This is a genomic window from Celeribacter sp. PS-C1 (assembly GCF_019429625.1).
In the GTDB taxonomy this organism is placed as follows: Bacteria; Pseudomonadota; Alphaproteobacteria; order Rhodobacterales; family Rhodobacteraceae; genus Celeribacter.
The window spans coordinates 1-26,978 of record NZ_JAHXRW010000016.1 but is presented as its reverse complement, the minus strand read 5'-3'; the positions used below and the strand labels follow the sequence as shown (position 1 = coordinate 26,978).

The window sequence follows — 26,978 nt, the reverse complement described above, 5'->3', positions numbered from 1 at the left end:
TATTTGGGCTATATAGCTATATTTCTATATAGCTGTCATAGGCCATAATATTAGAAATATTAGATATATAGAAATATGGGCCATATAATAGGGGAGTGGCCCTATATAGCTGCGCGCCGCACAAAAACAAAAAGGCCCGCACGAATGCGAGCCTATGAATGGCTTGCCGATAATCAGTATCAGCAAGAGTATTGGAATTTGTTGTGCGGCAATGCTTCAATTTTCACGGCGCGCTCCTGTATCAACTCGTCCAGCCCTTTGCTGTAATGGTAGGGATAAATCTTAAGGCCGCGTTGTTGCTTAATGTAGCCTTCTACATCGGCCCTTGAACAAGGCCGACCGATCTGCAGCACGGCGTCTTTGAACGCGTCTGCCATGGCGGAAAGCTGGTCTTTGCTCTTCGCCTTTTTCTTCGCGGTGGTCTCGTGCTCTTCGCCTTCGTACACCATATCCCTGACAGCTTTTGTGCCCCATTGAATTTCAGTTGTGAATTCTGTTTTGCACAAGACCTCATCGGCGGATCCGCTCACCACGGTTGCTCGTGAATGGATGGTGTGCACCGGGATCGTCTTATACGCGCAGGCCAGCGGGGAACCTTGGTTGCCTTTAACGGACAGGACAAAGTTGCTGAAACCGTCTTCGCTCGTTTCGTCCTTTACGCAGGCAAACGCACGCCGCAGCGAGTTTGTCCAAGCGGCTGACCCAGTTACGGCGTCAGAGACATACTGTTCCAACTGCGCCCGCTTGTTGAAGTGACCAATCATTACAATGGTGACTTCATGCCGTTCTGCCAGAGTGCTCAGATGCGCTATAAGGCGCTTTACCGCTCCGTCGTCATTGGCATTTTCACCTTTCTTCCAAGTGACCAGTGCACCAATGGCATCGAGCACGACAACACCAAGGGGGCGGCTCTGGTGGCACGCGGCCTTAACGTCGCAAATCGTCTTTTCCAGATGCTCGTAGCAGTCGAAAATTGCGACCTTATCCGTTCCGTTCAACTTCGGTGCAGCGGACAAGGGCACAAGGGTGTTCGTATGGCCCCCGGATTTTGTGTAGCGCACGGCGATCTGGTTTTTGTTTTCCTCGCTGCTAACCCAAAGCGTTGAAACCTTATCCGAAACGCTTGCGCAGATCGTGCTTACCAACGTCGATTTGCCCGTTTCGCCTCGGCCATAGAAGGCGACGACCGAATTACGCGGAAGCCACGGGTCGATGTGGTAGAATACTTGTTCGGTCATTTCGTCTCCTGTTGCAAAGCTGAATTCAAAAAGCGATGGGGTATCAGCGGAAAGGTCCAGTGCTGCGGGGGCTGGCTGGTCCCCAATGACGCGAAGGTTCTGCCACAGCCATGCGCCATGCGCTGTAAACCAAGCGCGATAGCTCTGAGGCGAGCACGGGCCGGTCGGTGGTGTCAGGTCGTCGGGGCTAAATGCCTTTGCCTGCGACACCGGATCGAACATATTTAGCTGGTAGCCAAGAGACATCGCATGACCGATCTGAACCACGGTGTTGAAGGCAGCCGTGGGGTCCATGCCGCAATGATCAACAAGGGCGTGTTTGACGAACAGTGTAGCGGCGTCTCCGCCAACCCGGTTGTCTTTGGTCCAAGCGCCCTTAAGGCCGCCAACCTCGTCAAGCATTGTTCCGCTAAGGCTGTCCCAGCCGCCGTCGTCGTGGACGACCAAGGTGCCCGCGTTGGACTGGTTCGGGTATTTCCATTTGTCGTTGCTTTGCAGCTCGTAATGAAACATCTGCAAAAGCTGCTCGGTGTGGACATGACGGTTGAACTCGTAAAGCGCGCCTTGCTGTTGGCGCTCTGACGTCTTACCCGCGTTTGCATGATCTTCCCAGAAGAGCGCTTCTGTGCGCTCCATCAGATGAGGGAACTCCAAGACGTCCAGCGCCGCACCGTCGTTCTCGTAGAACTCCGGGGTGCCTTCACAATGGATTTGGCCGAAGTATTGAATTTGAGTGACCTTGCCGCTGGTGGCGTCACAGACAACGCCGTGCTTCGCCATTTCCTCGTAGATCGCCTGTGCGAAGTATGGGTACGATCTTGGATGGAAGCCCTTGGTCATTGGCACCACCACGCGAACGCGCGGGCCTTTAGCGCCGCGAAGATGGTTGTAAGAAGTCACTAAGGCGTACCGAACGCCGGGCAGGACCTGCGCTAAGGCACTCTTCACAGCCTCAACCTTCACATCGTCGGCGTCGATGCCAACGGCCAGCGCTACACCTTTATCTTCCTGTGCGGCGGAAGTGCGGGCGTCCCATTCGCGATAGTCGCTGTAGATAACCCACGGTTGCCGACCTTTAATGTCAGCGTGACATTCATCGCAGGCGATAGCTCTTTGCTCGTCTTCTGACAATGTGGCGAACTCAGCGGCTTTGGAGCCTTCTTTCGCGTCTTTAGCTACAGAAAGTAGGTTCTTTACCTTGGCGTCTATCTCGGCAACCGAGGGGGCAGGCGCTCGTGACGTGCTGCGCATCATGTGGGTCAGTTGCCGCCATGTTATCGGGGCGTATTCGCCTTCGCCTTTCCGGGTAAGAGAAAAGCCACGACCTTCACCATAGAACCCGATCAGCGGGTCAAACGGCACAGTTGCGCTATCGCCCAAAGGCGTCGCATTGTCTTGAATTTGCATGGGGTATTTCCTTTCGTAACCCGTGCTTCAACAAAAGCGAACGTCAGTTCGCTGCTCTACAAATTGATGCGCAGAGGTTGCAATACGCACAGGCCGACCGGCTTTGCGGTGGTGAACCCAGCTCCTTTCCCGAAGGAAAGGCTGACGTAGCCGGGCCACCGAAGCAAGGGCCAGAAAAGGCCCCCCATTAATAAGGCGCTAATAGGGTAAACGCAATGGGTATTTTAATGGTTTAGGCGGTATTTATAATAAAAATCAGTAACTTACAAAGAAGTATGGCCCCTGTTGATAGGGGCCATACTGATTATTCAGAGATCAACTCAATGGTTTCAAAGTGCGCATACTTTTTATCATATAAGCGGATTTGGTCCGGGCGCGTGGTCGTGCCATAAATCCCGCCTCTCAAGCGCGCCAGCGCCAGCTCTCTGGTGAGTTTCTCGTCGTTCTTTTGTTGGTAGACGTGCAAAACCATTTGGTCGTCCGCCATCGCATAAAAATAGTGCATTCCGTTTACTCCTTTGGTGGTTTCGATAGTCCATGACTACCGCCGGAGTTCAGAAGAGTTGCGCGCAAATTTCGGGTTAGTTTTTCGCGGGTAGCAGGGTGTCGCCCTCAAGCTCGGCTTTGACCAAACGCCACGCCATATCTCGAGCCGATGTAGATCATCATGCTTCCAGCACCGCCCCCACAGATGCCAGCCCAGCGAATGTGTTCGACCGCTTGCCGTTGAGACGCCCGACTGGAATATCAATAGTGCGCCTAAGGATCGCGTTCGGGTCGGTCTCGTGGCCCGTCATGCCAAGGCGCTGCACAAAGTGCATCATGAGCTTGCCCCATTGCGCTTGCGTCTCAGGCGCGGCGTTGAGGGCGAAGCGAAGCAAGACCTTGCGGTCCATGTCGTCGCGAAGGGTTACGTTCCAGTATTGTTGCTCGTTATCGCTGCGCGATTGCGCCATCACGGTAAACTGCGCGGTGCGGCTGGGTGGCCTACCAATTTGGGGCGGGCTAGGCGGCGTTGCGGCGGGGGCAGGGGGCGCACTGAGCGCTTTTGCCTGGCCTTGCCCCGGCGGCGGGCTTTGCGGCGCGCTATGGCCAGTTTTAAGCGCTGTGACATTGCCAATCGACATGCGTTCAAAGCGTTGCTGTGCCGTAGGCGGCAACTCACGCGGCGGGATGCGGTTCGGCCCGTTCGCGATTGCGTTCTTTGTCACCTTGGCGATCTTGGCGGGCGTCGGGTTCTTTACCTTCCACGGCTTCGGGTATTCAATGCCCTCCGTCGCCAACACGTCGTCAATCGTGTGCTCGGTGTTGAGCTTGTTCAACTCCGCCTGATACTTCTTGTCAGACATGGTTTGCATTTCAATGCCCCGGCGCAGTATGGCCGCGAAGCCCTTAGCGAAGGCGTGGCCCTTGAAGTCCTCCACGGTGGCCCCTTCGCGCGCGAATGCAATCACATACCCGCTCAACATGCGCTGGAAGGTCAGTTCGGCGCTGTCGCTCTTAAGGTATTGCACGAGATCGTCATTTTTCTTTGTCATTGGTCGCTCACCTTCACAAATTCGGCACGTTTAGGTTTGCCAGTAACTTCGTAGGCAGTGAGACCTTCAATTTGGGGCGGGTAGGGGCTTTCAATAACCGGCGTAATGGTGGCTATGATGCTGTCTGCGTCTTTCACGCAATCATTGCAAACTATCTGGAAGGTTCCGGCCAGCATAGCGGCACCTTTGCTTTCGTCTTGCGCGCCACACCGGAGGCACCCGGATGCCCGGAAAAGCTCCATCGCCGCGTCGTAGAGGCGTTGTTGACGTTTGGTCGGTTTGCCGCGCTTGATCTTAGCTCTGCGTTGCTTTCTGTTCATGCGTGGTTCTCCACTTGAAGCATTCGGCGCGCGATAAGCGGCTGAATAAGTTCGCGCACAACTTCGGTCATTGTGATGCCGCGTTCGGCGGCTTCCTGTTTGATAGCGCGGTGCACACTCTCTGGCACCGGCGTAATCAAGTTCTTGACTTCTTCCATCTGGCTATCCTGTAGTTTGGGTCAGCATTGCTGACCTAATAAATATTAAATATGGCAGGAGAGAAACGCTCGCAATGGGGCAAATGGGGGTATTTCTATTGAATCAATATTAAAAAATTTGAATTTCAACAAAGACTTGCGCCGGGGGCAGGCGCCATCACGCCAAAAGGCGTGAGGCGTCCCAGTCGTCAAGGCTCTGCTTCGACCAGCGCACGGTTTGCGGACCAAAGGCCACAGGCTGCGGGAAGTCGGGCAAGCCGCTGCGCCAGCGCCAGATCGTTTGTCTGTGAACGCCATAACGGGCGGCGACTTGTTTCACGTCGAGATAGGTCATCGGGTGCTCCTATTGCTTTAGGTTGCACCCAAATTAGCTTGGTCGCGCTAGAAAATTGCACGCAAAAATCAGCTCTCTTTTTTGCGGGTAGGTAGCCCGGCGAGCTTCTTGTTTATTGACTTTTCGCCGTTCTCGATCTTAAGGCCTGCCATCACGGATGCCGCGCTCTTTATGTGCGTGTCGTTCTCGCTGTTCCGCGTATAGGGCAGACCATAGTCGCGATGCAGGACTATAGCGATAGAACGAAGAACCCCTTTCTTGAAATCCGTCACGGCACTGCTCTTGTGTGGCTTTTTAGGAACCATAAGCGCGTCGAATATGGCTACCTTGACCTCATTTGACAGGACGTCTCTGTTCATGACAGCAAACTTATGTAGTTCTTCGTATGCAGCAAGGAAATCGTAGGCGTGTTCGATCAATTCATCCAGAGTGTCGCATGTATATTCGCGCTCCCACGCGGCCTGTGCATATTCTTCCGGCGTCGGATAGGTGTCTTTCCAACTGAAAGGCTTGGTCGCGTCGAAGTTCATCTTAACCAAAGCGCACCACCTTTCCGCTTTCCTGTTCTGCGCCGGTAAGGTGCGCGGCCCATGCCTCCATGATGGGGCGTCGGCGCTCTATAGCCTGTCCTCGTCGGTATGCGCCCTCAACCCCACCGACAGTGTGCGCCAAGACCATTTCGGCTAGCTCGCGCGGGTATTCGGTCATATCGCCAGCCCAATCGCGGAACGTACTGCGCAGGCCGTGCGGCACTGCCGGGGCCTTGCTCGTTTCGTCAATCCAGCCGATACCGTCTTGTTCCAGCTTGGCGGCGTGCATTCGGCGCATGGTGGCGCTCAGGGTCATGTCGGAAAGCTCACCGCCGCGCGGGGCCGGGAACACAAGTGGATTGCCTTGCATGCGGGGCAGGGCTTTCAGGAGGTCGAGGGCAGCCGTGGCGAGTGGAACCGCGTGTGCTTGACGCATTTTCATGCGCTCCGCCGGTATTTCCCAAATGCCCGCTTCAAGGTCTATCTCGTCCCAAACGGCCCCGCGCACGTTGCCGGAGCGCACGGTGGTTAGGGCAAGGAACTCCAAGGCACGAGCGCCCATGCCCGCGCACTGGTGAAGCTCAGCAAACCATTCAGCCGCCCGCGCAAATGGGATTGCAGGCATATTGCGAACCTTATGAACTGCCTTGGCCGGGGGCAGGACCGCTGCCAAGTTGCCGACCCATCGGGCCGGGTTGTCTCCCTTGCGATATCCCCTCACAGTTGCCGACGCGATAATCAACTCCATGCGCGAACGTACCCGACCGGCGGTTTCGTTCTTGGTGTCCCAAAGCGGCTGAATGATCTTAAGCACGTCTTGCACGGTGATTTCGTCCACCAGCATTTTGCCAACCACTGGCAGGGCGTACCGGCGCACTGGCGACTCCCACTGCATCTGAGCCTTATATGTTTTGAATGTGGCGCGCTTAATATCAACGTAATCGTCCAGCGCCTTTTCGAAGGTGTAGGACTTGGCCTCGACCTCGCGTGCTGCGGCAGCGTTCTTGGCTCGGGTCTCTTCCTTTTCAGCCTTAGCGTCAATGCCAAGCTGCGCTTTGGCGCGCTGTTCCTTGGCCTTGTTTTTAGCGTCCTTGAGGCCGTTTTCAGGATAGCCGCCAAGACCTAGCTCGCGGCTCTTGCCATTCACTGACACTCGCAAAAGCCAGCTCTTGCTCCCTTTCGGGGTGATCTGCATGTAAAGACCCGGAATGCCCTCAACGCCATATCGCTCGGGCTTGTCATTGGCCCCCGTGTGGGTCAGGGCGTCTAGTTCCTTAACAGTTGAAAGTTTCGGCTTGGCCATATGGGAGCTCCGTTCTGTGCTTCTACCCCTTTTTATGTAATCGAACTTCCTGAAAGCAAGGTGCTACCCATTTTCTACCCCAAAAAGATTGTGCGCTAGGCTGGGGCGGGTTGCTAATGGCTGCTAAAGGTTTTCCGCCTTATTCATTCTAAGCTGTTGAATTGATGCTAAAAGTTATCCCCGGTTGCTATCGGTCGCTAGCGAGAGAATGCCCCTCTTGGGTGCGCCATTTCTCTTGTTTTGACTGATGTTTTTCGCGCGGCAGCCCGTCGGTTAGTCTGATCCGAGGCTCAAAAGCGTGCGGCGAAATTCTGGTTCGCTCAGAACGACTTCGCCTGCGCCCAGCACCTTTGCATGGGCAAGCGCGCGCGATGTGAGGGTCTGCGCGGTTTCCACAGCTTGCGGCAAAGCCAAACCGCGTCCCAGCCCCGCAAGGATCAACCCGGCGAACAGATCGCCGGTGCCGGGCAGGGCGATCGGCAGGTGTTCGGTCGGATGGCGGCTGATGCCCTCATTCGGCCCAAGAATGACACTTTCGATCTGGCCCTCGGGCGTGGTGTCGAGTGCGCAGCCGGTGGCGATCAGATGCGCGGTCTCGGAAATTTTCAGATCGCGTTTCGCGGCCTCAAGGTCGTTGAGCGTCGCAATTTCGCGACCCGTGAGCCATCCCAACTCAAAGGGGTTCGGTGTGGCAATGTCGGCCATGGGCAAAAGCCGGTCGCGCATCACATCCGCAATCGCCTCAGGCACATAGAGACCGGGACCTGCATCCCCCATCACTGGGTCGCAGAGATAGCGCAGGGCAGGGTTCACGGCCTTGGCCTCGGCGACGAAATCCGCCACCATTTCCGCAACATCAAGCGAGCCGATATAGCCTGTCAGGATGAAATCCGCACGCTCAGGAAGGCCGCGTTCGCGTGCGCCTTGTAAGAGGTCGGAAAAGAATTCGGGCGGCAGCGCACGGCCCCGCAGCGTCTCGTAATCGGGTGTGTTGGAGAACACCACGGTCGGGATCGCCGCCACTTCAAGCCCCGCCGCCTGCATCGGGAACAGCGCCGCCGAATTGCCGACATGGCCAAAGACCACCTGGCTTTGGATTGAGATCACGAAGGGGGGCTGGGTCATTCTGTGCCGTCCAATCTTTTGCTCCAGTCTTCGACACGACGGCTCTCTAGCCGCCGCACCGCGTATTTGCGCCAACCCTCGGCCAACACCTCAAGCGCTGCGATGCCTTTGAGTTTGTCGAGGTTCATTTTGTCGACATAAAGCGCATGCCAGAGCCGGTGAAGGGTCCATTCCGGTGCCACCCGGTCGAGACATGTCAACTGGTCCTCCGGTGCCACGATGCCGGGTTCCAACACGCGGTAATACCAGCCGCTGCGTCCGCTTTGCTGCACCCGGCGCGACATATCCGGCGTTTCGAACCGATGGTTGAGTTTCCAACAGGGCTGTCGGCCCTGTGAGACCTGCACAAGCGCGGTGCCAATTCGAAAGATGTCGCCCACGGCCACGTCGTGTTCGGTCAGCCCGGTGGTGGAGATATTCTCGCCAAAACCTCCGGGTTCGGTCAGCGCGGGGCGGGGGCCAAGTTCCGTGCGCCACGTCGTGTAGTGCTCATAAGGATAATGATGCACGGCTTTCTCAAGGCCGCCATGCACCCGCCGGTCGGCCTGCGCGTCACTCTCAAAGCCTTGGGGGAGGAGCGCGACAGGGCAGTCCACCGGGTATTTGGCAATCGCACTGTCTTTGCCGCTGCTTCCCAAAGCGGCGACGGGGCCGGTCAAAAGTGTGATTGAAAAAGTGGGGCTGTCAGTCATCTGGGGGCCTTATGGGTGCTTGTCTGGACATATCCGGCCTATGCGCCAAGGGCCAGTTCCGAAGATGCACAGGCCGGTTTGCGTGACGGGCGCGGCTCAAAGGCCGGAAAAAGATGTGAGAAACATGCTTGACTTAGAGCGCGCTCGAACCTCTAGGCTTGTCTGCGTCTTGATGAGAAAGCAGGGCTATGAAGATCGGTGAACTTGCCAAACGCTCGGGGCTTTCGGCCCATACCATTCGCTATTACGAACGCATCGGGCTGCTGCCTTATGCGGATCGCGATGCGGGCGGACGGCGGGATTATGACGAGAGCATTCTCGTCTGGATCGCCTTTCTCGACCGTTTGAAAACGACCGGCATGCCGATCCGTGACATGTTGCGCTATGCGGAGTTGCGCGCGGCGGGTGATCACACCGGGCCGGAGCGTCGGCGCATGCTGGAAGAGCATCGTGAAGAGGTGCGCGCCCATCTGGCCGATCTTCAGTCCTGTCTTCTCGTCCTCGACACCAAAATCGACACATATGTCGAAGCGGAACAAAGGACGCATTCCCATGACGAACCACGACAGAATGACCACGACGACTCGTTTGGAGCGCGGCAAGCGCGCACTTGAGGAGATCGACGGCCAAGCGGGGCAACATGTCATCGATGCGCTGGCCGATATTGCCCCAGATTTTGCCACCTATCTTTTCGAGTTTCCCTTTGGCGACATCTACTCGCGCCCCGGACTGTCACTGCGGGATCGCGAAATCGCGACAATTGCCGCGCTGACGGCTATGGGCACGGCGCAACCGCAGCTCAAGGTGCATCTGGAGGCCGGCCTCAACGTCGGCCTTAGTCGAGAGGAGATCACCGAGATCCTGATGCAAATGGCGGTCTATGCCGGTTTTCCTGCCGCGCTCAACGGCTTGTTCGCCGCCAAGGAGGTCTTTGCCGCACGGCAGGACGCGGCTTTCAGCGCCCCGTAATCCCACGCAGGCGCTCGGAGCGGCGGCGCAACAGTTCGACGGTCGTCAGAAGGGCGATGGAGATCACCACGAGGATGGTCGCCACAGCCAAGATCGTCGGGCTGATTTGTTCGCGCAAGCCGATGAACATCTGCCACGGCAGGGTCTTTTGACTGGCCGAGCCGACGAACAAGATGACGATCACCTCATCGAATGAGGTGATAAAGGCAAAGAGCGCGCCGGAGATCACCCCCGGCAGGATCAGCGGCATCTGCACCCGGAAAAACGTGGTCACCGGGTCGGCGCCCATATTGGCGGCGGCGCGGGTGAGCGAATTGTCAAAGCCCACGAGCGTCGCGGTTACCGTGATGATCACGAAGGGGATGCCGAGGGCCGCATGGGCCAGAACGACGCCGGTATAAGTGCCTTGCAAGCCGATCCGGCTGAAAAAGAAATACATGCCGGCGGCGGAGATGATCAGGGGCACAATCATCGGAGAGATCAAAAGCGCCATGATCGCCCGACGAAACGGCACATGCGGCTGGCTAAGGCCGATGGCGGCGAGGGTGCCGAGGCTCACGGAGAGGATCGTTGCCAGAGGCGCGATCTTCAGCGAGTTCCAAAGCGCCAGCTGCCAATCGCTGTTGCCGAAGAAATCGCGGTAGTGCTTGAGCGAATAGCCCTCGGGATCAAGGCGCAACATCTCCGGCGTGAAGGTGAAGAAATCCTGTGCATTGAAGCTGAGCGGGATGACAACGACGATCGGCGCGATCAGGAAGAAAAAGATCAGACCGCAAAGCACACGGAAACTGTAGTACCAGATGCGCTGACCGGTGGTGGCGTAGGATGGCAAACTCATGGCAATTACCCCAGCTTCACGTTGTCGATGCCGACAAATTTGTCATAGGCCCAGTAGAACACGAGAACGACCGCGAGAAGGATGCCGCCAAGCGCGGCCGCCAAGCCCCAGTTGAGCGAGGTCGAAATGTGAAAGGCGATGCGGTTCGAGATGAATGTCCCCGTGGTGCCGCCGACGAGGGCGGGCGTGATGTAATAGCCGATGGCAAGAATGAACACGAGGATCGATCCTGCGCCAATGCCCGGCACGGTCTGCGGGAAATAGACCCGCCAGAACGCCGTCCAATCTGTGGCGCCGAGGCTTTTGGCGGCGCGCAGGTAACTCGGGTTGATCGACTGCATCACGGAATACATCGGCAGGATCATGAAGGGCAAAAGGATGTGCGTCATGGCGATGATCGTGCCCAATTGGTTGTTGATCATCACAAGCCGCGCGTCATCTGACACAAGGCCGATCCAGACAAGGATGTCGTTGATCACACCCTGTTGTTGCAGCAGGATTTTCCACGCCGATGTTCGGACTAAAAGTGAGGTCCAGAAGGGCAAGAGGACAAGGATCATCAAGAGGTTGGACGTTCGCATCGGTAGGTTCGCCAAAAGCCAGGCGACCGGATAACCCAAGGCGATACAGCTCAAGGTGATGGCCAAAGACATCATCAGAGTGCGACCAAAGAGTTTGAGGTAGATGCGTTCGTTTTCCGGCCGCATCTCGGGGCCATCGGCGCCCAACTGCATGTCCACTGCGGCCAGATAATAGCCGGAGGTCGTCGAGGGCGAATAGGTCTGGATCGTGCGCCAGACGTCAATGTCGCTCCAGTCCTCGTCGATGTCGAGGAATTTCTCCATGAACGGCGCGTCGGTTTCCAGATCCCAACGCCGCACTTGGCGGCCGGATTTACGGAACAGGGACGACATGCCCGGATTTTCGTAATTGAGGCGCGACCCGAGTTTGGTGTGAGTCTTTTCCTCGGCGGCGATTTGCATATCGGCGGCCAGCGCGGCGAAGACTGCCTCATCGGGTGGGGTATCGCCACTGGCGTCCCAGTCCGCAAGTGCGACCACCGTGCGCGGCAGGGTCTCAGAAACGATGCCATTCTCGACTGAGCGGTAGAGCATATCTGCCACGGGCAAAATGAAGGTGACCATGATAAAGATCAGAAGCGGCGCGATCAGCATCAAAGCCCGCAGTTTCTGGCGGCGGAGCGCGCGTGCGAGACTGCGGCGTAAGGGCGTGCCATCGGCGGCGAGAACCGGGCCGTTTTGGGTGCTGTCTTCTGTGGTCGTGTCGCTCATGATCCGTCCATCGTGTCTGAGGCGTGTCAGGAGCAAAGGGACAGGGCGCCCCTTTGCTTTTTCATTTCATGTTTAAGCGTTTAGCTTAAACACTTATTGCGCAAGCCAGGCTTGGAACTTGGCTTCGGCGTCGTCCTGGTTGTCGGCCCACCAGTCGAGGTTATTCACGAGGAAGCGCTGTGCGTTCTCCGGATTGGTCGGCATATGCGGCGCCATCTCGATACCCAGTTCGGCGTGTTGGCCAACGAGCGGCTGCGAAGACGCACGGGCCGGACCGTAGGAGATGTATTTCGCCTGATCCGCCAGACGTTGCGTGTCGGTGGCGTATTTCACGAATTCCATCACAGCGGCTTCACGCTCTGCCGGAAGGTTCGCCGGGATCACCCAACCGTCAAAGTCAAACACTTGGTAGTCCCAGAGCATCGCGACCGGCTGGTCCTGTTCTTCGATCACGGAGAAAAGGCGGCCATTGTAAGTGGAACCGATCACAACTTCGCCGTCCGCCAGAAGCTGCGGGGTTTCGGCGCCTGCGGACCACCAGACAACCTCGTCCTTGATGGTGTCGAGTTTGGCCAGCGCACGTTCCACGCCGCCGTCCTCGTCCAGCACGTCATAGAGCGCATCTTGTTCGACGCCGTCACACAGGAGCGCCCATTCGAGGTTCTTCTTGGGGCTCTTTTGCAGAGCGCGTTTGCCGGGGAAGGTCTCCAGATCGAAGACCGCACAGAGGTCCTCGGGTTTGCTGTCGCCCCATGCTTCGACGTCGGTGCGATAGCCGAAGGTGGTGGAGAACACGATCTGCGGGATGAAGCATTCGCTGATCAAAGACGGACCGAAGTCGTCGGAGGGGGCGGAGCCGTCATCGCCCGGCGCCAGAATTTCGTCGACATCAACCTCGAGCGCGAGGCCTTCGTCACAGAGACGCACGGCGTCCGGGCCTTCGACGTCGACCAGATCCCAGGTCACATTGCCCGCTTCGTCCATAGCGCGCAGTTTTGCCACGGCCTCGCCGGAGCTTTCGTCCCAGATCGCGTTGAAGTCGGGGTTCATCTCGGCATAGGGCTCGGTGTAGGCCTTTTGCTGGCTGGACTGATAGGCGCCGCCCCAGGACACGATGGTCATATCCGCGGCAAAGGCGGGCAGGGTGAGTGCAGTCGCGGACAAGGCGGCGGCAAGGGTCGTCAGTTTCATGTAACTCTCCAAGTTGGTCTTTAGTTGGTGTTTTTATGGTTATGTTACCCGCCGTTTTGACGGGTAAATTGGCCGACGCGCTACGCTCAGGCGTCCAGCGCGCGGCAATCTTCGGGCATCCAGCCGATGTTGACCGTTTCACCGGGTTTCAACCGGATCTGGTCAGGGGCGTTGCGGCATTTCATGATGAAATCGTCGCGCCCTGCGACACGCAGACGGGTGCGGAACACATCGCCCATGTAGATGAACTCCAGAACCTCGGCCTTGAGCAGATGCGCGCCCTCTTGAAAGCGTTCCGACCGGTATTCAACGCGCTCGGGGCGGATCGAGACCTTGGTGCGGTCGCCGACTTTGTTGACGTTCACAGGTTTACAGTCGATCAACCCGCCATCGTCGAGTTGAACCACGGCAGTGTCGTTGTTCAGCTCTTTCACCGTGCCTTCCAAGGAATTGTTTTCGCCGATGAATTGCGCGACGAAGCTGTTCTTCGGCTCTTCATAAAGCGTGTCAGGCGGATCGAGTTGCTGGATGCGTCCGTCGTTAAAGACGGCGACGCGGTCGGACATGGTCAGCGCCTCGGTCTGGTCGTGGGTGACGTAGACCGTGGTGATGCCCAACTCATGCGCCAGACGGGTGATCTCGAACTGCATGTGTTCGCGCAGCTGTTTGTCGAGCGCGCCCAGAGGTTCGTCCATCAAAACGAGTTCCGGTTCGAACACCAGCGCGCGGGCCAACGCGATCCGCTGCTGCTGACCGCCGGACAATTGTGCCGGACGGCGGTTGGCGAAATCGCCCATCTGCACCATGTCGAGCGCGCGTTTGACCTTGGCCTCGCGGTCGGATTTGCCGAGTTTGCGCACTTCGAGAGGGAAGGCGAGGTTTTCGGCCACCGTCATATGCGGGAAAAGCGCGTAGTTCTGGAACACCATGCCGATGCCGCGTTTGTGCGGCGGGATGTTGTTGATGCCCTGACCGTCGAGCAGAATATCGCCATGGGTGGCGGTCTCGAAGCCCGCGAGCATCATCAGGCAGGTGGTCTTGCCAGAGCCAGACGGCCCGAGCATGGTCAGAAATTCGCCCTTGCCAATTGAGAGGTTGAGGTCTTTGACGACAAGCGTCTGTCCGTCATAACTTTTTTGCACCTTGTCGAACACGACAAAGGCGTCTGAGCCTTGATCAAGCACAGTGTTTACGTCCCTGTTTTTTGGCCTCTGCATCTTTTCGACGTCTGGGCCGTCCCCGTTGTTCTTTTAGAAAAGCAGCCCTTGCGAGAATGTCTACCGCACTCCCTTTAGAATTGAGCCACCCATTCGAGGTTGGTTGATTTTTGATCATACTTGCGTGTTTTGGCGCCGCTGTCCAAAGAAAATTTCGAGGATCCTTTCCGAAAGATGCAAAAAATTTCTTTGAAACGTAGCAAAATTGTTTGCTGCATGCGGTGCCGCACAGGCGGGTAGAGGCCCCTCGCGGTTTTGATCCCCGCGAGGGGCGTGGTTTTAGTTCGATTTTTTCGCCAATTCCTTGAGCAAAGAGGCGCGCGAGGCCTGACCGATCAGCGCCCCGTCCTGCATCACGCCCAGAGGTGTGTCCATCTCCGCCAGACGGGCCATGAGATGGATCACCGGCACGGAGGCTTCCACGGTTTCGACATGGTCGCCCTTGGCCTCTTCCATCACATCGCCCGCCGTCAGGACGCCCAAGGGGTTCATATGGTTGACGAATTCCTCGACGTAATCGTCGGCGGGGTTCTCGAAGATGTCCTTGGGTGTGCCGCATTGCACGATGCGCCCGCCCTTCATGATCGCGATCCGGTCGCCCAGTTTGAACGCCTCATCAAGGTCGTGGCTCACGAAAATGATCGTGCGTTTGAGCTTGCGTTGCAGTTCGAGCAATTCGTCCTGCAAGTGGTTGCGGATCAAGGGATCAAGCGCGGAGAACGGCTCGTCCATCAACAAGATCGGCGCATCGGCGGCAAAGGCGCGGGCGAGGCCCACACGTTGCTGCATACCGCCCGAAAGTTCCGAGACCTTGTTCTCGGCCCAGTCGGTCAGGTTCACGAGGCTGAGTTGGGCGTCGACCTTTTTCGCGCGGACGTCTGGCGGGACATGAGCGAGCTCAAGGCCAAGTCCGACATTCTCACGCACGGTGCGCCAGGGCAGGAGGCCGAATTGCTGGAACACCATCGCGACCCGGCTCTGACGTAGAGCACGCAGGCCTTTGGCGTCGGCATGTGTCACGCTGGCCATGCCGTTGCCGTCGCTAATCTTCACCTCGCCGCGCACCACGGGGTTTAGCCCGTTGACCGCGCGCAGAAGTGTTGATTTTCCCGAGCCGGACAGGCCCATCAGGACGAGGATTTCACCCTCTTGCACTTCAAGTGAACAGTTGTGCACGCCGAGCACCTGGCTGGTGGCCTCCTGCACCTCAGAGCGTTCCTTGCCTTGGTCCATAAGGGGCAGGGCGGTCTCAGGTTTGTTTCCAAAGACGATGGAAACATTGTCAAAAATCACAGCGGTCATTTGCGTTCAATCCTCAAGACACGGTCCAGCATGATGGCCAGCACGACGATGACAAAGCCACTTTCAAAGCCCAAAGCGGTGTTCACCTGATTGAGTGCGCGCACCACCGGCACGCCGAGACCATCGGCACCCACGAGGGCGGCAACCACGACCATGGAGAGCGACAGCATGATGGTCTGGTTGAGGCCAGCCATGATCTGCGGCAGGGCGAAGGGCAGTTCGACCTTCCACAGCAACTGCCGCGAGGTGCCGCCAAAGGCTTGAACGGCTTCGAGCAAAGCGGGCGGGGTGGAGCTGATGCCGAGATGCGTCAGACGGATCGGCGCGGGCAGCACAAAGACCACAGTGGCCAAAAGGCCCGGGACCATGCCGATGCCGAAAAACACGATCGCGGGGATCAGATACACGAAGGTCGGCAGCGTTTGCATCAGATCAAGGATCGGTCGCAGCACGCGGTAAAATCCGGGGCGTCGCGCGGCATAGATGCCAATGGGCACGCCAAGCGCCATACAGACGACACAGGAGGCGACAACGAGCGTGAGGCTTTCGGTCGCTTCTTCCCAATAGTCTTGGTTGAGGATGAACAGAAACCCGAGAGCCACGAGCAAGCAGGCTTTCCAATTGCGTTGCAGCGCCCATGTGCCTGCCACAAAGACGGCGATGACCACCAGCGGCGGCGGGGTTTGCAGCACCCACAGAACGGCATCGATCATCCATTCGAGCGCGGCGGAGAGCGCGTCGAAGAACCAGCCTCCGTGGTGTTGCATCCAGTCGAAAAAGTCGGCGGCGACCTCTCCGACCGGGATTTTATAATCTGTGATCCAGCTCATTGCGTTTCCGATCTTCTGGGAGTCTTGGCGGTAGGTCTCAAAACGAAAGGCCCGAGGGTGTGCGCCCCCGGGCCGTGTTTGATCAGAGACCGAACGCCGCTTTCACAGCCGGAAGACCCGGCTCGCCCGCCGTGGTGGTCACGCCTTCGAGCCACGGATCGAGAATCTCGGGGTGGGCTGCGACATAGGCTTTGACCGCGTCATCGGCATCTTCGCCGTCATTGAGGATCGCGCCCATGATCTCGCTTTCCATGGAGACGGTGAAGTCGAGGTTGGTCAGAAGCTTGCCGACATTGGGGCATTCTTCGGAGAAACCCGCGCGGGTCAGCGTATTCACGACGCCCACGCCGCCAAAGAACTCTTCGCCGCCGGTGAGGTATTTCAGATCGAAGTTGACGTTCATCGGATGCGGTGCCCAGCCGAGGAAGACCACGTCTTCACCTTTGTCATACGCACGGCGCACCTGGCTCAGCATGCCTTGCTCGGAGCTTTCCTTGACGTCGAACTCGCCCAGACCGTGGGTGTTCGCCTCGGTCAGACCGATCAGGTAGTCGTTGCCTTCGTTGCCCGGCTCGATGCCGTAGATGGTCTCGTCCAGTTCATCGGCGAATTTGGCGATGTCGGCGAAATCTTTCAGGCCTTTCTCATAGGTATAGGCCGGGACGGCGAGGGTGTAGACGGTGCCTTGCAGGTTTTCGTGCGCAATCACGATGGTGCCGTCGTCGAGGTAGGGCTGCACGGCGCCGGCCTGTGCCGGCATCCAGTTGCCGAGGAAAATGTCGGTGTCGCCGCCAGAGAGCGACGCGAAGGTCACCGGTACGGAGAGCACGGAGACATCCACGTCATAGCCCAGAGGTTCGAGGATCTGTTTGGCGATGGAGGTGGTGGTGGTGATGTCGGTCCAGCCCACATCGGAGAAGGACACGGCGTCGCAGGGTGTTTCGGCATAGGCCGCAAGTGCGCTGAATTGGGTGGCTGCAAGAATGGTCGCGAGAGCGGTTGTTCTGAGCATCTGAGGTGGTCCCTGTTTTATTTTGATTGATGAGTTAATCAAAACGTGTTGAGTCTGGTTTGACAACAGAAAGAGAGAGTGATGCCAAAAGTAGGAATGGAACCGATCCGCACGACGGCCCTGATCGAGGCGGTGATCGCGGAGATCGGACAGACCGGCTCTATGGAGGTGACTGTAAGCCAGATCGCCAAGCGGGCGGGGATGTCGAGCGCTTTGGCGCACCACTATTTTGGTAGCAAAACCAATATGTTCATTGCCGCAATGCGTCATATCCTGACGAAATACGGCGAAGAGATCCGGCAAAATCTCAAAGGCAAAACTGATCCCAAAGAACGCATTGAGACGATCATTCGCAGCAGTTTTTCCGACATGAACATGCAACCGGACACGGTCGGTGCCTGGCTTAATTTTTATGTTTATGCCCAAAGATCAGGCGAAGTTTCGCGCCTCTTGCGGGTCTATCATCGCCGGTTACGGTCGAATCTCCTGGCCGAATTGCGGCAGGTGATTCCCTCTGAGGCTCCGATGGTGGCCGAGGGAATCGCGGCGCTGATCGACGGCGCCTACATTCGTTTCGTGCTTTGCGACGAACGCGACCGCCCGGAGCATCCGGAAGCCATCGTGCTCGATTATCTCAACCTGCACCTGCCGAAAGAGCAGGGCATCTGACGGGAGACTCACATGACTGCACAATCCCCCAATATCCTCATCCTCATGGTCGACCAGTTGAACGGCACGCTGTTTCCCGATGGTCCGGCCGACTGGCTCCATGCCCCCAATCTCAAACGCCTTGCCGCGCGCTCGACGCGCTTTGCCAACAGCTACACCGGCTCTCCCCTGTGCGCGCCGGGGCGGGCGAGTTTCATGTCCGGGCAATTGCCCTCGCGCACGCGTGTGTATGACAATGCCGCCGAATTCGCCTCCGACATCCCGACCTACGCGCATCACCTGCGCCGCGCGGGCTATCAGACCTGCCTGTCGGGCAAGATGCATTTCGTCGGCCCCGATCAGTTGCACGGGTTCGAAGAACGCCTGACCACCGACATCTATCCCGCCGATTTCGGCTGGACCCCGGATTACCGCAAACCGGGCGAGCGCATCGACTGGTGGTATCACAACATGGGCTCGGTGACCGGCGCGGGCGTGGCCGAGATTACCAACCAGATGGAATATGACGACGAGGTCGCCTATCACGCCACCCGCAAACTTCAGGATTTGTCGCGTGGCAAGGATGACCGTCCTTGGTGCCTGACGGTGAGCTTCACCCATCCGCATGATCCCTATGTGGCGCGGCAGAAATACTGGGGCCTCTACGAGGATTGCGAGCACCTCTCGCCGGAGGTTCCGGCGATGGCCTACGAAGATCATGATCCCCACGCCAAGCGGATTTTCGACGCCAACGATTGGCGCAATTTCGACATCACGGAAGAGGACATCCGCAAATCGCGCCGGGCGTATTTTGCCAATATCTCCTATCTTGATGACAAGATCGGCGGCATCCTCGACACGCTGGAGGCCACGCGCCAAGACGCGGTGATCCTCTTTGTCTCCGACCATGGCGATATGCTGGGTGAACGGGGGCTGTGGTTCAAAATGAACTTCTATGAAGGTTCTGCGCGGGTGCCTTTGATGATCGCCTCTCCCGATCTCGCGCCGGGCCTGATCGAGACACCGGTGTCGACCATCGACGTCACGCCGACACTTTGCGACATCGCAGGCGTGTCGATGGCGGATGTCATGCCTTGGACCGATGGCGAAAGCCTCATTCCACTGGCCAAGGGCGAGATGCGCGCGGCCCCTGTCGCCATGGAATATGCGGCAGAGGCGTCTTATGCGCCGCTCGTCGCTTTGCGGGATGGGGCCTATAAATACACCCGCTGCGCGCTCGATCCCGAGCAATTGTTCAATGTGGAAAACGACCCGCATGAGTTGAGTGATCTGGCCTCTGATCCGGCCCATGCCGACACTTTGACGCGGCTCAGAGCCATGGCGGACGCGCGTTGGGATCTGGACCTCTTCGATGCGCAGGTTCGCGAAAGCCAGGCGCGCCGCTGGATCGTCTATGAGGCGCTCCGCAACGGCGACTATTTCCCATGGGATTACCAGCCGCTGCAAAAAGCCTCCGAGCGCTACATGCGCAACCACATGGATTTGAATGTCGTCGAAGACATCGCGCGCTTCCCGCGTGGCGAATGACTTTGGCTAAAAGGACTGAAGTGATGACAACCTCCCCCATCCAACAACCCAAAGCCAGCCATTTCATCAATGGCCGTTACGTCGAAGACAGTGACGGCGCAGCGCTCAATTCCACCTATCCGGCGACGGGTGAGGTGATCGCGGAACTTCATTCCGCGACGCCCAGCATCGTGGATCAAGCTCTCGCTGCCGCCGATGCCGCGCGTGCCGGTTGGGCCGCGATGACCGGCTCGGAACGTGGCCGCATCCTGCGCCGCGCCGCCGAGATCATCCGCACCCGCAATCATGAGCTGTCCGTCATGGAGACCTATGACACCGGCAAGCCTTTGCAGGAAACGCTGATTGCCGACGCCGCCTCCGGCGCCGATTGCCTCGAATATTTCGGGTCGATCGCGGCGGGGCTGACCGGCGAACATATCCAGTTGGGCGCGGATTTCGCCTATACGATCCGCGAGCCTCTGGGGGTCTGCGTAGGCCTTGGCGCATGGAACTACCCGACCCAGATCGCCTGTTGGAAGGCCGCGCCTGCGCTGGCCTGTGGCAACACGATGGTGTTCAAACCCTCTGAGACGACGCCTTTGGGAGCGTTGAAACTGGCGGAAATCCTCTCCGAAGCGGGTCTGCCGGACGGCGTGTTCAACGTGGTTCAGGGCTACGGAGACGTGGGCGCCGCGCTGGTCGAGGACAAACGTGTCGCGAAAGTCTCGCTCACCGGTTCCGTGCCGACGGGCCGCAAGGTCTACGCGGCGGCGGCGGCGGGCATGAAGCATGTCACAATGGAATTGGGCGGCAAATCCCCCCTGATCATCTTCGACGACGCAAGCATCGAGGACGCGATTTCTGCCGCGATCAATGGCAATTTCTACTCCTCCGGCCAGATTTGCTCCAACGGTACGCGGGTCTTTGTGCAAAAGGGCATCCTGCCGCATTTCCTCGCGCGGCTCAAAACCCGTACCGAGCGCGCGGTGATCGGCGACCCGATGGATGAGACGACGAATTTCGGCCCGATGGTGTCGCAAGGCCAGCTCGACATCACGCTTCGCTATATCGAGAAGGGGATTGAGGAGGGCGCGACCCTGATCACCGGTGGCAAGGCCCATGAGATGGGTGGTTTGTACATCGAACCCACCGTCTTCTCCGACGTCACCGACGACATGGCCATCGCGCGCGAAGAGATTTTCGGCCCGGTGATGTCCGTTCTGCCGTTCGAGACCGAAGAGGAAGTCATGGCGCGTGCCAATGACACCGAATTCGGGCTTGCCGCAGGTGTGTTCACCTCGGACCTGACCCGCGCGCATCGGGTGGTCAAAGGGTTCGAGGCGGGCACCTGCTGGATCAACGCTTACAACCTGACGCCCATCGAGATGCCCTTTGGCGGTGTCAAAGCCTCCGGCGTCGGGCGCGAAAACGCGCATGCCGCCATTGAGCATTATTCCGAAGTTAAATCCGTCTATGTCGGCCTCTCTCCGGTCGAAGCCGCCTTCTGAGAGGAACACGTTATGGAAGCAGATTTTGTCATCATCGGCGCGGGCAGCGCAGGCTCGGCCATGACCTATCGTCTGGCCGAAAGCGGCGCCTCGGTTCTGGTCATCGAACACGGCGGCACGGATGCGGGGCCTCTCATTCAGATGCCTGCCGCGCTGTCCTATCCGATGAACATGAAGCGCTACGATTGGGGGTATCAATCCGAACCCGAGCCGTATCTGGACGGGCGCCGCCTCGCCACGCCGCGCGGCAAGGTGATCGGCGGCTCGTCCTCGATCAACGGCATGGTCTATGTGCGCGGCCACGCGCGCGATTTCGATACATGGGCGGAGATGGGCGCGGATGGCTGGGCCTATAAAGATGTGCTGCCCTATTACAAACGCATGGAGACCTGGCATGACGGTGGTCATGGCGGCGATCCGAGCTGGCGTGGGACCGACGGGCCTTTGCATGTGACGCGTGGTCCCCGTGACAACCCGCTGTTTCAGGCCTTTGTCGATGCGGGCGCGCAGGCGGGCTATGAGGTCACCGGCGACTATAACGGCGAGAAACAAGAGGGCTTTGGCCCGATGGAGCAGACGGTCTGGAAAGGCCGCCGTTGGTCCGCCGCCAATGCCTATCTGAAACCGGCGTTGAAACGCGAGAATTGCGATCTGGTGCACGGGCTTGTGGACCGCATCGAGATCGAAGAGGGCCGTGCCACCGGCGTGCGTCTGGTCGATGGTCGGGTGATCAAGGCCCGACGCGAAGTGGTGCTCTCGGCGGGCTCGATCAACTCGCCGAAAATCCTTTTGCAGTCGGGTGTTGGCCCGGCGGACGAGCTGGCCGCATTGGGGATCGAGGTCAAAGCCGACCGCCGTGGCGTGGGCAAGAACCTGCAAGATCACCTTGAGCTTTACCTGCAAATGGCGGCCTCTCAGCCGATCACGCTCTATAAGCATTGGAACCTGATTTCCAAAGCTCTCATCGGCGCGCAATGGCTGTTTACGAAACAGGGTCTCGGCGCGTCGAACCAGTTCGAGAGTGCCGCTTTTATCCGCTCAAAGGCCGGTGTCGAATACCCTGATATTCAATATCATTTCCTGCCCATTGCGGTGCGATATGACGGGCAGGCCGCGGCCGAAGGCCACGGGTTCCAAGCCCATGTCGGCCCGATGCGCTCACCCTCGCGCGGCGAGGTGACGCTACGCTCGAAAGACCCGCGTGAGGCGCCGAAAATTCTGTTCAACTACATGTCGCAGGAGAAGGATTGGGAGGACTTCCGGACCTGTATCCGTCTCACGCGCGAAATCTTTGCACAGGACGCATTCAAGCCCTACGTAAAACACGAAATCCAACCGGGAGCCGGGGTCCAAAGCGACGAAGAGCTGAACGGGTTCATCAAAGAGCATGTGGAAAGCGCCTATCATCCCTGCGGCACCTGTCGTATGGGGCGCGCGGATGATCCGATGGCCGTCGTGGACCCGGAAAACCGCGTAATTGGGGTCGAAGGGCTACGCCTCGCCGACAGTTCGATCTTTCCGCAGATCACCAACGGCAACCTCAACGCGCCGTCGATCATGTCGGGCGAAAAAGCCTCGGATCACATTCTGGGCAAAACGCCTTTGCCGGCCTCGAACGCCGAAGCCTGGATCAGCCCGAGATGGGAGAGCGCTCAGCGTTAGAACGTCGTGAAAACTGTGATATGACTCTTCGTGACTGCGTTCGGTCATTCGGGGGCTGCTTGACACTCGGCCGGGATGCTGGTTGAGCCTGTTTGCGCTGCGTTTCGCACTGGTCGCGCCCCGGTGATGCCATATATGTCTGCGCAGGCAAGAAGAGGAGTTGCGCTTTCATGGCGGACGTGAAGAGTTCAAATTCGGATCAGGCCTCGGCGTCGCTTCCGCATGTCTCGCGCGAGGCGTTTCGCGATGGCATGGCGCATCTGGCGGGGGCGGTGAACATCGTGACCACCGACGGGCCTGCGGGCCGGGCGGGGTTCACCGCGACGGCTGTGTGTTCCGTGACCGACACGCCGCCGACGCTTTTGGTCTGCGTGAATTTGAACAGCTCCGTGGCGCATTCCTTTCTCGAGAACACGGCTATCTGTGTGAACACGGTTGGTCCCGATCTGGATGCGCTTGCGATGGATTTCGGCGGCAAACTCCCGGTGGAAGATCGTTTTGTCGAGGAAGATTGGAGCGCGGGCGTCACCGGCGCACCGTGCCTCAAAGGTGCTTCGGTCAGTTTTGATTGCCAAGTCACGGCCCGCCAGGAGATCGGCACACATGCGGTGCTGTTCTGCGAAGTGGTGAACGTGACGAGGGCCGAACACCCGCGTGCCTCCGTCTATTACGCGCGCAAATTCCACGCCCTAGAAAGCTGAGTGGCTCCCCCCGAGGGGTGAAAGCAAAGAGACTTGGCATCTGAGGGGCGCAATGTTATCCGACCGGCTGCACCCGAGATCTGTCTGAAAGCCCCGAAATGAGCCGTTTGCCCCTGAATTTAGAGCAGGCCGCCCGCCTGTCCGTCGCCCCGATGATGGATGGGAAGGGTACTTCTTGAAAGCCTTTGTTTCATTGGGCTTTGGACGCGTTGTGTGTTTCTGTAGCACCGATTTTAGCACTGTATCGTTTCATTCTCTTTGATTGATCTGTATCGTTTCATTCTCTTTGATTGATCTGCGTTGTACCAAATAGCGAATACGTTTCAGGTGCAAATGCTGGGTTGAGTTACCACAAATTTGATCTGCTCGCATAGGTTGACAAAGCCGCTGGATCATCCTACTTGCTGAGTCACGGCTTGATCGGCCAGTGGCATTTACGAAGTTCGGTGTAGGTGACAAAGAGATCGACAGCGTCAGCTGTGCCTACATTGTTCTGCTATTCCACCGAACAGTGGAGAAGCAAAAGATGACTAAATCATCAAGTAAATGTGTTGTAAAATACCTTCCGTATAAAGAATTCCATATTGCAGAACTGACGGATGTCAAACCCGACTATCTGCGCGGGTCCGCCCGCCGTTTGGTGCGCGACCGGGAAGACATCAAACACACAACAGCCCTCAATTTCATCTGCAAAGAACTTGGCTTCCAAGGTGGGTTTGCGGGTTACAAAAAAGGTTATGAGAGTGAAGTTGAAGATTTCATGGCAAGAAATGGTCTGCAGCAACCTGGCCTTTACAACCCTGAAATTTTTGACCGTCCTATTCGAATAGATTTGCAACGGATTTCAGACCGGCTCTTTCATTCGGAGCGTGAGAGGCCATTGCGTGTTTTTACCGGGGTAGGGGTCGATTGGTACGACCTGCTGACAGAGGCTCTGCATTTGCCGGGTTTCACTGTCGTGAATCTTTTCAGTCACCAAGCTCTTGGTCACGATTTTGAGGTGGATCTTGCTCGGCGTGATCCTCCCGCGCAATGGGTCATTCATAATGAGGAAGATAGCCTCTCGTTTCACGGGTGTATAGAACTTGAAAACTTGCTGGGTGATCAACTTCTGACCTTCGCAGGTGAGCAGGAAACACGCGAATTTGTTTCGCAGCTTTATTTCCCAAGTTCGATGACGTCGGGGGAAATCTTATCGGAGCAAAAGGCAACCCTGGGCGCGGGGCGCATTCTCTCTCGGCTCATTTCCAAGATCGACAAAGGATGGGTCGATATCATTCCGTTCAACGAGCGTTTGGTGTTTCTGCGCGATCAGAACGGAGGTTATGATTTTGTTTTCCCACGCCTGCGGAAGGGAAGGTTTGATCACAACGTTCATCTGCCCTTTTTGAAAAACGCCGATGTTCCAAAGTCGGATGATCATTATCATTTCCAGCGCTGGTGTTACTTCGAATACGATGGCTGGCGGGAATGGGATATGCACGAAGCGGAGATTGCGTTCTACGCTCAGGGTGGGCAAGCAAGAAACTATCCGGGGAAAGACGAAATCCTGCGTGCCTATCTGCTGAAGAATGGTCGCTACAAGGCGCCATCTAAGAAGGCGGCATTGGTCGATGGCTTTAAGAGGGTCCGCGTTGGCGACAAGTTTCTGGCGGTCTCAGATTTGATTTCAATTTCTCGGTTCCGCGATTTCATGATCCAAGAAAACGATTTGTATGCAGAGTATCGCCCTAAAGCTCCCGACCAGGAAGATTGGCAGCAATGTAATCAGGAGGATGACATTGGGACGGCTCCTGCGTCAGTTACTTGGTATGATGCCTCTGCTTTCGCTGCCACGATGAGCAAAAAAAGAAATTTACCCGTGCGACTTCCTACGGAGGACGAGTGGCTTGCGATCACCGAAGAATTTCAGTCGAATCTATATACAGAGCAGATGGCCGATATTTACTCAGCGGATCAACGGGTCGTTGTAAGAGGGGAAACCAGTCCCATGCACGGTTGGTTCGGGACCACATACAAGTGTCCCGATCCAGATTTACCCTGGTGTGAAACCAAAGATAACGTCAAATTCTTAAGATCCATTGATATTGGGGAATGGTTGCTGCCCAAAGGGGCTGCGATCAACACCAAACACCTTGGGTCTATGAATGTGGTTCCTCTTCATCTCGAGGCTTACTCGGCGACGTTTGGGGAAGACGGTGATCGCTCCGCTCCACGGTGGGAAAACAGGGTGTCTGCAACGCGGGATCGGATGGCACCGGACTCAACTGGTGCATACAAGTCTTGGCGTATCGGGTTCAGGCTTGTTTATGAGCTTGAATGAACGAATGAGCGCGGCGGGAATTGTTCTGGCACAGAGCATTCCGACGCCCAATCACTTCCAAAATCTGAACAATTCACAACCGATTATTTAGAACAACTCAAACATGGAGACGAGACAATGAGCAAAGGTCAAGGAAACGGTGGCGGATGGCCGAGCACGACAGGAAATCCATCTGGCGGTGGACGGTCAAATGGCCCTGCCGGTGGCGGTAAAGGCAAGTAGTATTGAAAGGGGCGGGGGCATCGGTGCCCCCGTCTGTGCCCTCTGTCGGTTGAGGAGATGTCGCGTCCTCACAGTCAAAGTTGGTCAGGTGCCGTTTATGATGAGACGTCCGTTGCGTAGTCATCCATCTTGATCATCGCTGCTGAACGCCGGTCTTGGATGTACCTGGCCAAGAGGGTTAAGGGCACGTTACTTGACCGTAGATATTTCAGACCTTCAGGTGGTAGGCCGATTTGAATCGCCCCCCGTTTGATTTTTCGTTCAAGAGCTTCTGGTTCCTGCCCAAAGTACTCTCGCGCCATTTGGGAGAACGGGATTTCCTCGCGCCCATCATGGCGGGCTAAAAGCAGCATCAAAGTTGTCATGTAGACTTCACCCTGCCATCAGCGTCAGTTCTTTTTCGGCGGCAGCGCGTCTGGCATCAACGTAGTCTGCCAAATCGATTAGGTGGACACCCTTGGCGCATTTCTGACTTTCTTCCTCCATGAGAACCAGTGGAAGCCGAATTTCCCCAGCTCGGATTTTTTCGTGGAACTTCCCGACAGAAAGTTTGAACCAATCGCGCGCGACGGTTTCAGTGTCGATAATTGCTTTGGCGTTATACATTGCCATCATCATGATCGCCGTGTTCATTTGATTTCCTCTTGATTGACAGCCTTTTCGGTTTGGCTGCCTGGCTTGCGAAAACCGCCCCCCATGGCGACGGTTTTGAGGAAATGGCTCAAATAGGTTTTCGCGGAAGAAATTTTTTATAGGGTTTGAATCCATATTTTTTATGGCTTTGAGTGATGTATTGCTCTGCTTGGATATCGCTTTTTAATAACACGATCCCCGAGCGTTCCCGGGGATCGAATAGTTTCGTTTGGGACCTCTATCCTACCGCTCTTCGAGCAGTTGCTCGGCCGTCCGCGACGCGAGCACATGATCCCGGGCTTCCCGCAACGCGCGCCGAAACGCTTTAAAGATTTCGATCAGATGCGAGAGTTGCGCCATCCTATCCGACATCCCAAAGTCCTCGCTGGTATCCCTGAGCATCGCGCCATCTCCAAAACCGGGCTTGATCTCATTGAGCTCTCGCCGGATTTCGTCGC

27 protein-coding genes and 1 pseudogene are annotated in these 26,978 nt (G+C 57.3%); 8 read left to right on the top strand and 20 right to left on the bottom strand.

Translation table 11 applies throughout. The features are described 5' to 3' along the window. Nucleotides 1-179 precede the first annotated feature (179 nt). From J5Y17_RS17430 to J5Y17_RS17385, 10 genes are all read right to left on the bottom strand, one after another. Complete coding sequence (locus J5Y17_RS17430; RefSeq protein WP_219787097.1) at nt 180-2,645, bottom strand: AAA family ATPase; 2,466 nt, start codon at nt 2,643-2,645, stop codon at nt 180-182. Nucleotides 2,646-2,949: 304 nt separating this feature from the next. Beyond that, nucleotides 2,950-3,150 carry a hypothetical protein gene (locus tag J5Y17_RS17425; RefSeq protein WP_219787095.1) on the bottom strand — a complete coding sequence of 67 codons (201 nt, stop codon included), beginning with the start codon at nt 3,148-3,150 and terminating at the stop codon, nt 2,950-2,952. Between the two features lie 160 nt (nt 3,151-3,310). Then, nucleotides 3,311-4,183, bottom strand: a complete 873-nt coding sequence (locus J5Y17_RS17420) for a hypothetical protein (protein WP_219787092.1) — start codon at nt 4,181-4,183, stop codon at nt 3,311-3,313. Further along, on the bottom strand, nt 4,180-4,503 hold the full coding sequence (locus J5Y17_RS17415; RefSeq protein WP_219787091.1) for a hypothetical protein: 324 nt from the start codon (nt 4,501-4,503) through the stop codon (nt 4,180-4,182). Before J5Y17_RS17415 ends, J5Y17_RS17420 begins: the two co-directional genes overlap by 4 nt. Then, nucleotides 4,500-4,661, bottom strand: coding sequence for a hypothetical protein (locus tag J5Y17_RS17410; RefSeq protein ID WP_219787089.1), 162 nt, complete (start codon nt 4,659-4,661; stop codon nt 4,500-4,502). Before J5Y17_RS17410 ends, J5Y17_RS17415 begins: the two co-directional genes overlap by 4 nt. Before the next feature lie 157 nt (nt 4,662-4,818). Beyond that, the gene (locus J5Y17_RS17405) at nt 4,819-4,995 is read right to left on the bottom strand and encodes an AlpA family transcriptional regulator (protein WP_219787087.1); all 177 of its coding nucleotides are present in this window, start codon (nt 4,993-4,995) and stop codon (nt 4,819-4,821) included. A gap of 68 nt (nt 4,996-5,063) precedes the next feature. Continuing rightward, nucleotides 5,064-5,534, bottom strand: coding sequence for a hypothetical protein (locus tag J5Y17_RS17400; RefSeq protein WP_219787085.1), 471 nt, complete (start codon nt 5,532-5,534; stop codon nt 5,064-5,066). Beyond that, entirely contained in the window at nt 5,527-6,828 is a 1,302-nt protein-coding gene (locus J5Y17_RS17395) for a site-specific integrase (RefSeq protein ID WP_219787084.1), read from the bottom strand. Before J5Y17_RS17395 ends, J5Y17_RS17400 begins: the two co-directional genes overlap by 8 nt. Nucleotides 6,829-7,101: 273 nt before the next feature. Continuing rightward, nucleotides 7,102-7,953 carry a pyridoxal kinase gene (pdxY, locus tag J5Y17_RS17390; RefSeq protein ID WP_219787082.1) on the bottom strand — a complete coding sequence of 284 codons (852 nt, stop codon included), beginning with the start codon at nt 7,951-7,953 and terminating at the stop codon, nt 7,102-7,104. Further along, complete coding sequence (locus tag J5Y17_RS17385) at nt 7,950-8,645, bottom strand: MOSC domain-containing protein (RefSeq protein ID WP_219787080.1); 696 nt, start codon at nt 8,643-8,645, stop codon at nt 7,950-7,952. Before J5Y17_RS17385 ends, pdxY begins: the two co-directional genes overlap by 4 nt. A 188-nt stretch (nt 8,646-8,833) precedes the next feature. On the opposite strand from J5Y17_RS17385, the gene J5Y17_RS17380 reads away from it, so the two are divergent. Next, complete coding sequence (locus tag J5Y17_RS17380) at nt 8,834-9,259, top strand: MerR family transcriptional regulator (protein ID WP_219787078.1); 426 nt, start codon at nt 8,834-8,836, stop codon at nt 9,257-9,259. Continuing rightward, entirely contained in the window at nt 9,216-9,614 is a 399-nt protein-coding gene (locus tag J5Y17_RS17375) for a carboxymuconolactone decarboxylase family protein (protein WP_255572193.1), read from the top strand. Before J5Y17_RS17380 ends, J5Y17_RS17375 begins: the two co-directional genes overlap by 44 nt. Here J5Y17_RS17375 and J5Y17_RS17370 read toward each other — a convergent pair. The 7 genes and pseudogenes from J5Y17_RS17370 to choX all read right to left on the bottom strand — a co-directional run. Then, nucleotides 9,601-10,452: pseudogene (locus tag J5Y17_RS17370) on the bottom strand (ABC transporter permease); the annotation flags it as partial. The gene J5Y17_RS17375 and the pseudogene J5Y17_RS17370 sit on opposite strands and share 14 nt — an antisense overlap. A 5-nt stretch (nt 10,453-10,457) precedes the next feature. After that, nucleotides 10,458-11,744 carry an ABC transporter permease gene (locus tag J5Y17_RS17365; RefSeq protein WP_219787074.1) on the bottom strand — a complete coding sequence of 429 codons (1,287 nt, stop codon included), beginning with the start codon at nt 11,742-11,744 and terminating at the stop codon, nt 10,458-10,460. Between the two features lie 93 nt (nt 11,745-11,837). Beyond that, entirely contained in the window at nt 11,838-12,935 is a 1,098-nt protein-coding gene (locus J5Y17_RS17360) for an extracellular solute-binding protein (protein WP_219787072.1), read from the bottom strand. An 86-nt stretch (nt 12,936-13,021) separates the two neighbouring features. Next, the gene (locus tag J5Y17_RS17355; RefSeq protein WP_370628997.1) at nt 13,022-14,119 is read right to left on the bottom strand and encodes an ABC transporter ATP-binding protein; all 1,098 of its coding nucleotides are present in this window, start codon (nt 14,117-14,119) and stop codon (nt 13,022-13,024) included. 312 nt (nt 14,120-14,431) lie between these two features. Beyond that, complete coding sequence (gene choV / locus J5Y17_RS17350; RefSeq protein ID WP_219787068.1) at nt 14,432-15,454, bottom strand: choline ABC transporter ATP-binding protein; 1,023 nt, start codon at nt 15,452-15,454, stop codon at nt 14,432-14,434. Then, nucleotides 15,451-16,284: a choline ABC transporter permease subunit gene (choW, locus tag J5Y17_RS17345; protein ID WP_219787066.1), complete on the bottom strand. Its 834-nt coding sequence runs from the start codon at nt 16,282-16,284 to the stop codon at nt 15,451-15,453. The genes choV and choW overlap by 4 nt, the downstream gene beginning before the upstream one ends. An 82-nt stretch (nt 16,285-16,366) precedes the next feature. After that, complete coding sequence (choX, locus tag J5Y17_RS17340) at nt 16,367-17,296, bottom strand: choline ABC transporter substrate-binding protein (protein WP_219787064.1); 930 nt, start codon at nt 17,294-17,296, stop codon at nt 16,367-16,369. Nucleotides 17,297-17,377: 81 nt separating this feature from the next. On the opposite strand from choX, the gene betI reads away from it, so the two are divergent. The 6 genes from betI to J5Y17_RS17310 all read left to right on the top strand — a co-directional run bounded on the left by betI (nt 17,378) and on the right by J5Y17_RS17310 (nt 25,665). After that, a complete protein-coding gene (gene betI / locus J5Y17_RS17335; RefSeq protein WP_219787054.1) occupies nt 17,378-17,965 on the top strand; it encodes a transcriptional regulator BetI in 588 nt (195 codons plus the stop codon). Between the two features lie 12 nt (nt 17,966-17,977). After that, nucleotides 17,978-19,492, top strand: a complete 1,515-nt coding sequence (betC, locus tag J5Y17_RS17330) for a choline-sulfatase (RefSeq protein WP_219787052.1) — start codon at nt 17,978-17,980, stop codon at nt 19,490-19,492. Nucleotides 19,493-19,515: 23 nt separating this feature from the next. Continuing rightward, on the top strand, nt 19,516-20,979 hold the full coding sequence (gene betB, locus J5Y17_RS17325) for a betaine-aldehyde dehydrogenase (protein ID WP_219787050.1): 1,464 nt from the start codon (nt 19,516-19,518) through the stop codon (nt 20,977-20,979). A gap of 12 nt (nt 20,980-20,991) precedes the next feature. Next, nucleotides 20,992-22,641: a choline dehydrogenase gene (betA, locus tag J5Y17_RS17320; RefSeq protein ID WP_219787042.1), complete on the top strand. Its 1,650-nt coding sequence runs from the start codon at nt 20,992-20,994 to the stop codon at nt 22,639-22,641. Between the two features lie 170 nt (nt 22,642-22,811). Next, nucleotides 22,812-23,342 (top strand): flavin reductase, encoded by a 531-nt coding sequence (locus J5Y17_RS17315; RefSeq protein WP_219787035.1) that lies wholly within the window; start codon nt 22,812-22,814, stop codon nt 23,340-23,342. A 526-nt stretch (nt 23,343-23,868) separates the two neighbouring features. Further along, the gene (locus J5Y17_RS17310; RefSeq protein ID WP_219787033.1) at nt 23,869-25,665 is read left to right on the top strand and encodes an SUMF1/EgtB/PvdO family nonheme iron enzyme; all 1,797 of its coding nucleotides are present in this window, start codon (nt 23,869-23,871) and stop codon (nt 25,663-25,665) included. Nucleotides 25,666-25,982: 317 nt separating this feature from the next. Here J5Y17_RS17310 and J5Y17_RS17305 read toward each other — a convergent pair whose 3' ends face one another. The 3 genes from J5Y17_RS17305 to J5Y17_RS17295 form a co-directional block, all read right to left on the bottom strand. Beyond that, nucleotides 25,983-26,252: a pyocin activator PrtN family protein gene (locus tag J5Y17_RS17305; RefSeq protein WP_219787031.1), complete on the bottom strand. Its 270-nt coding sequence runs from the start codon at nt 26,250-26,252 to the stop codon at nt 25,983-25,985. Between the two features lie 7 nt (nt 26,253-26,259). Then, nucleotides 26,260-26,520: a pyocin activator PrtN family protein gene (locus J5Y17_RS17300; protein ID WP_219787029.1), complete on the bottom strand. Its 261-nt coding sequence runs from the start codon at nt 26,518-26,520 to the stop codon at nt 26,260-26,262. Nucleotides 26,521-26,763: 243 nt separating this feature from the next. After that, on the bottom strand, nt 26,764-26,978 hold a 215-nt coding region (locus J5Y17_RS17295; RefSeq protein WP_219787027.1), incomplete at its 5' end, for a hypothetical protein.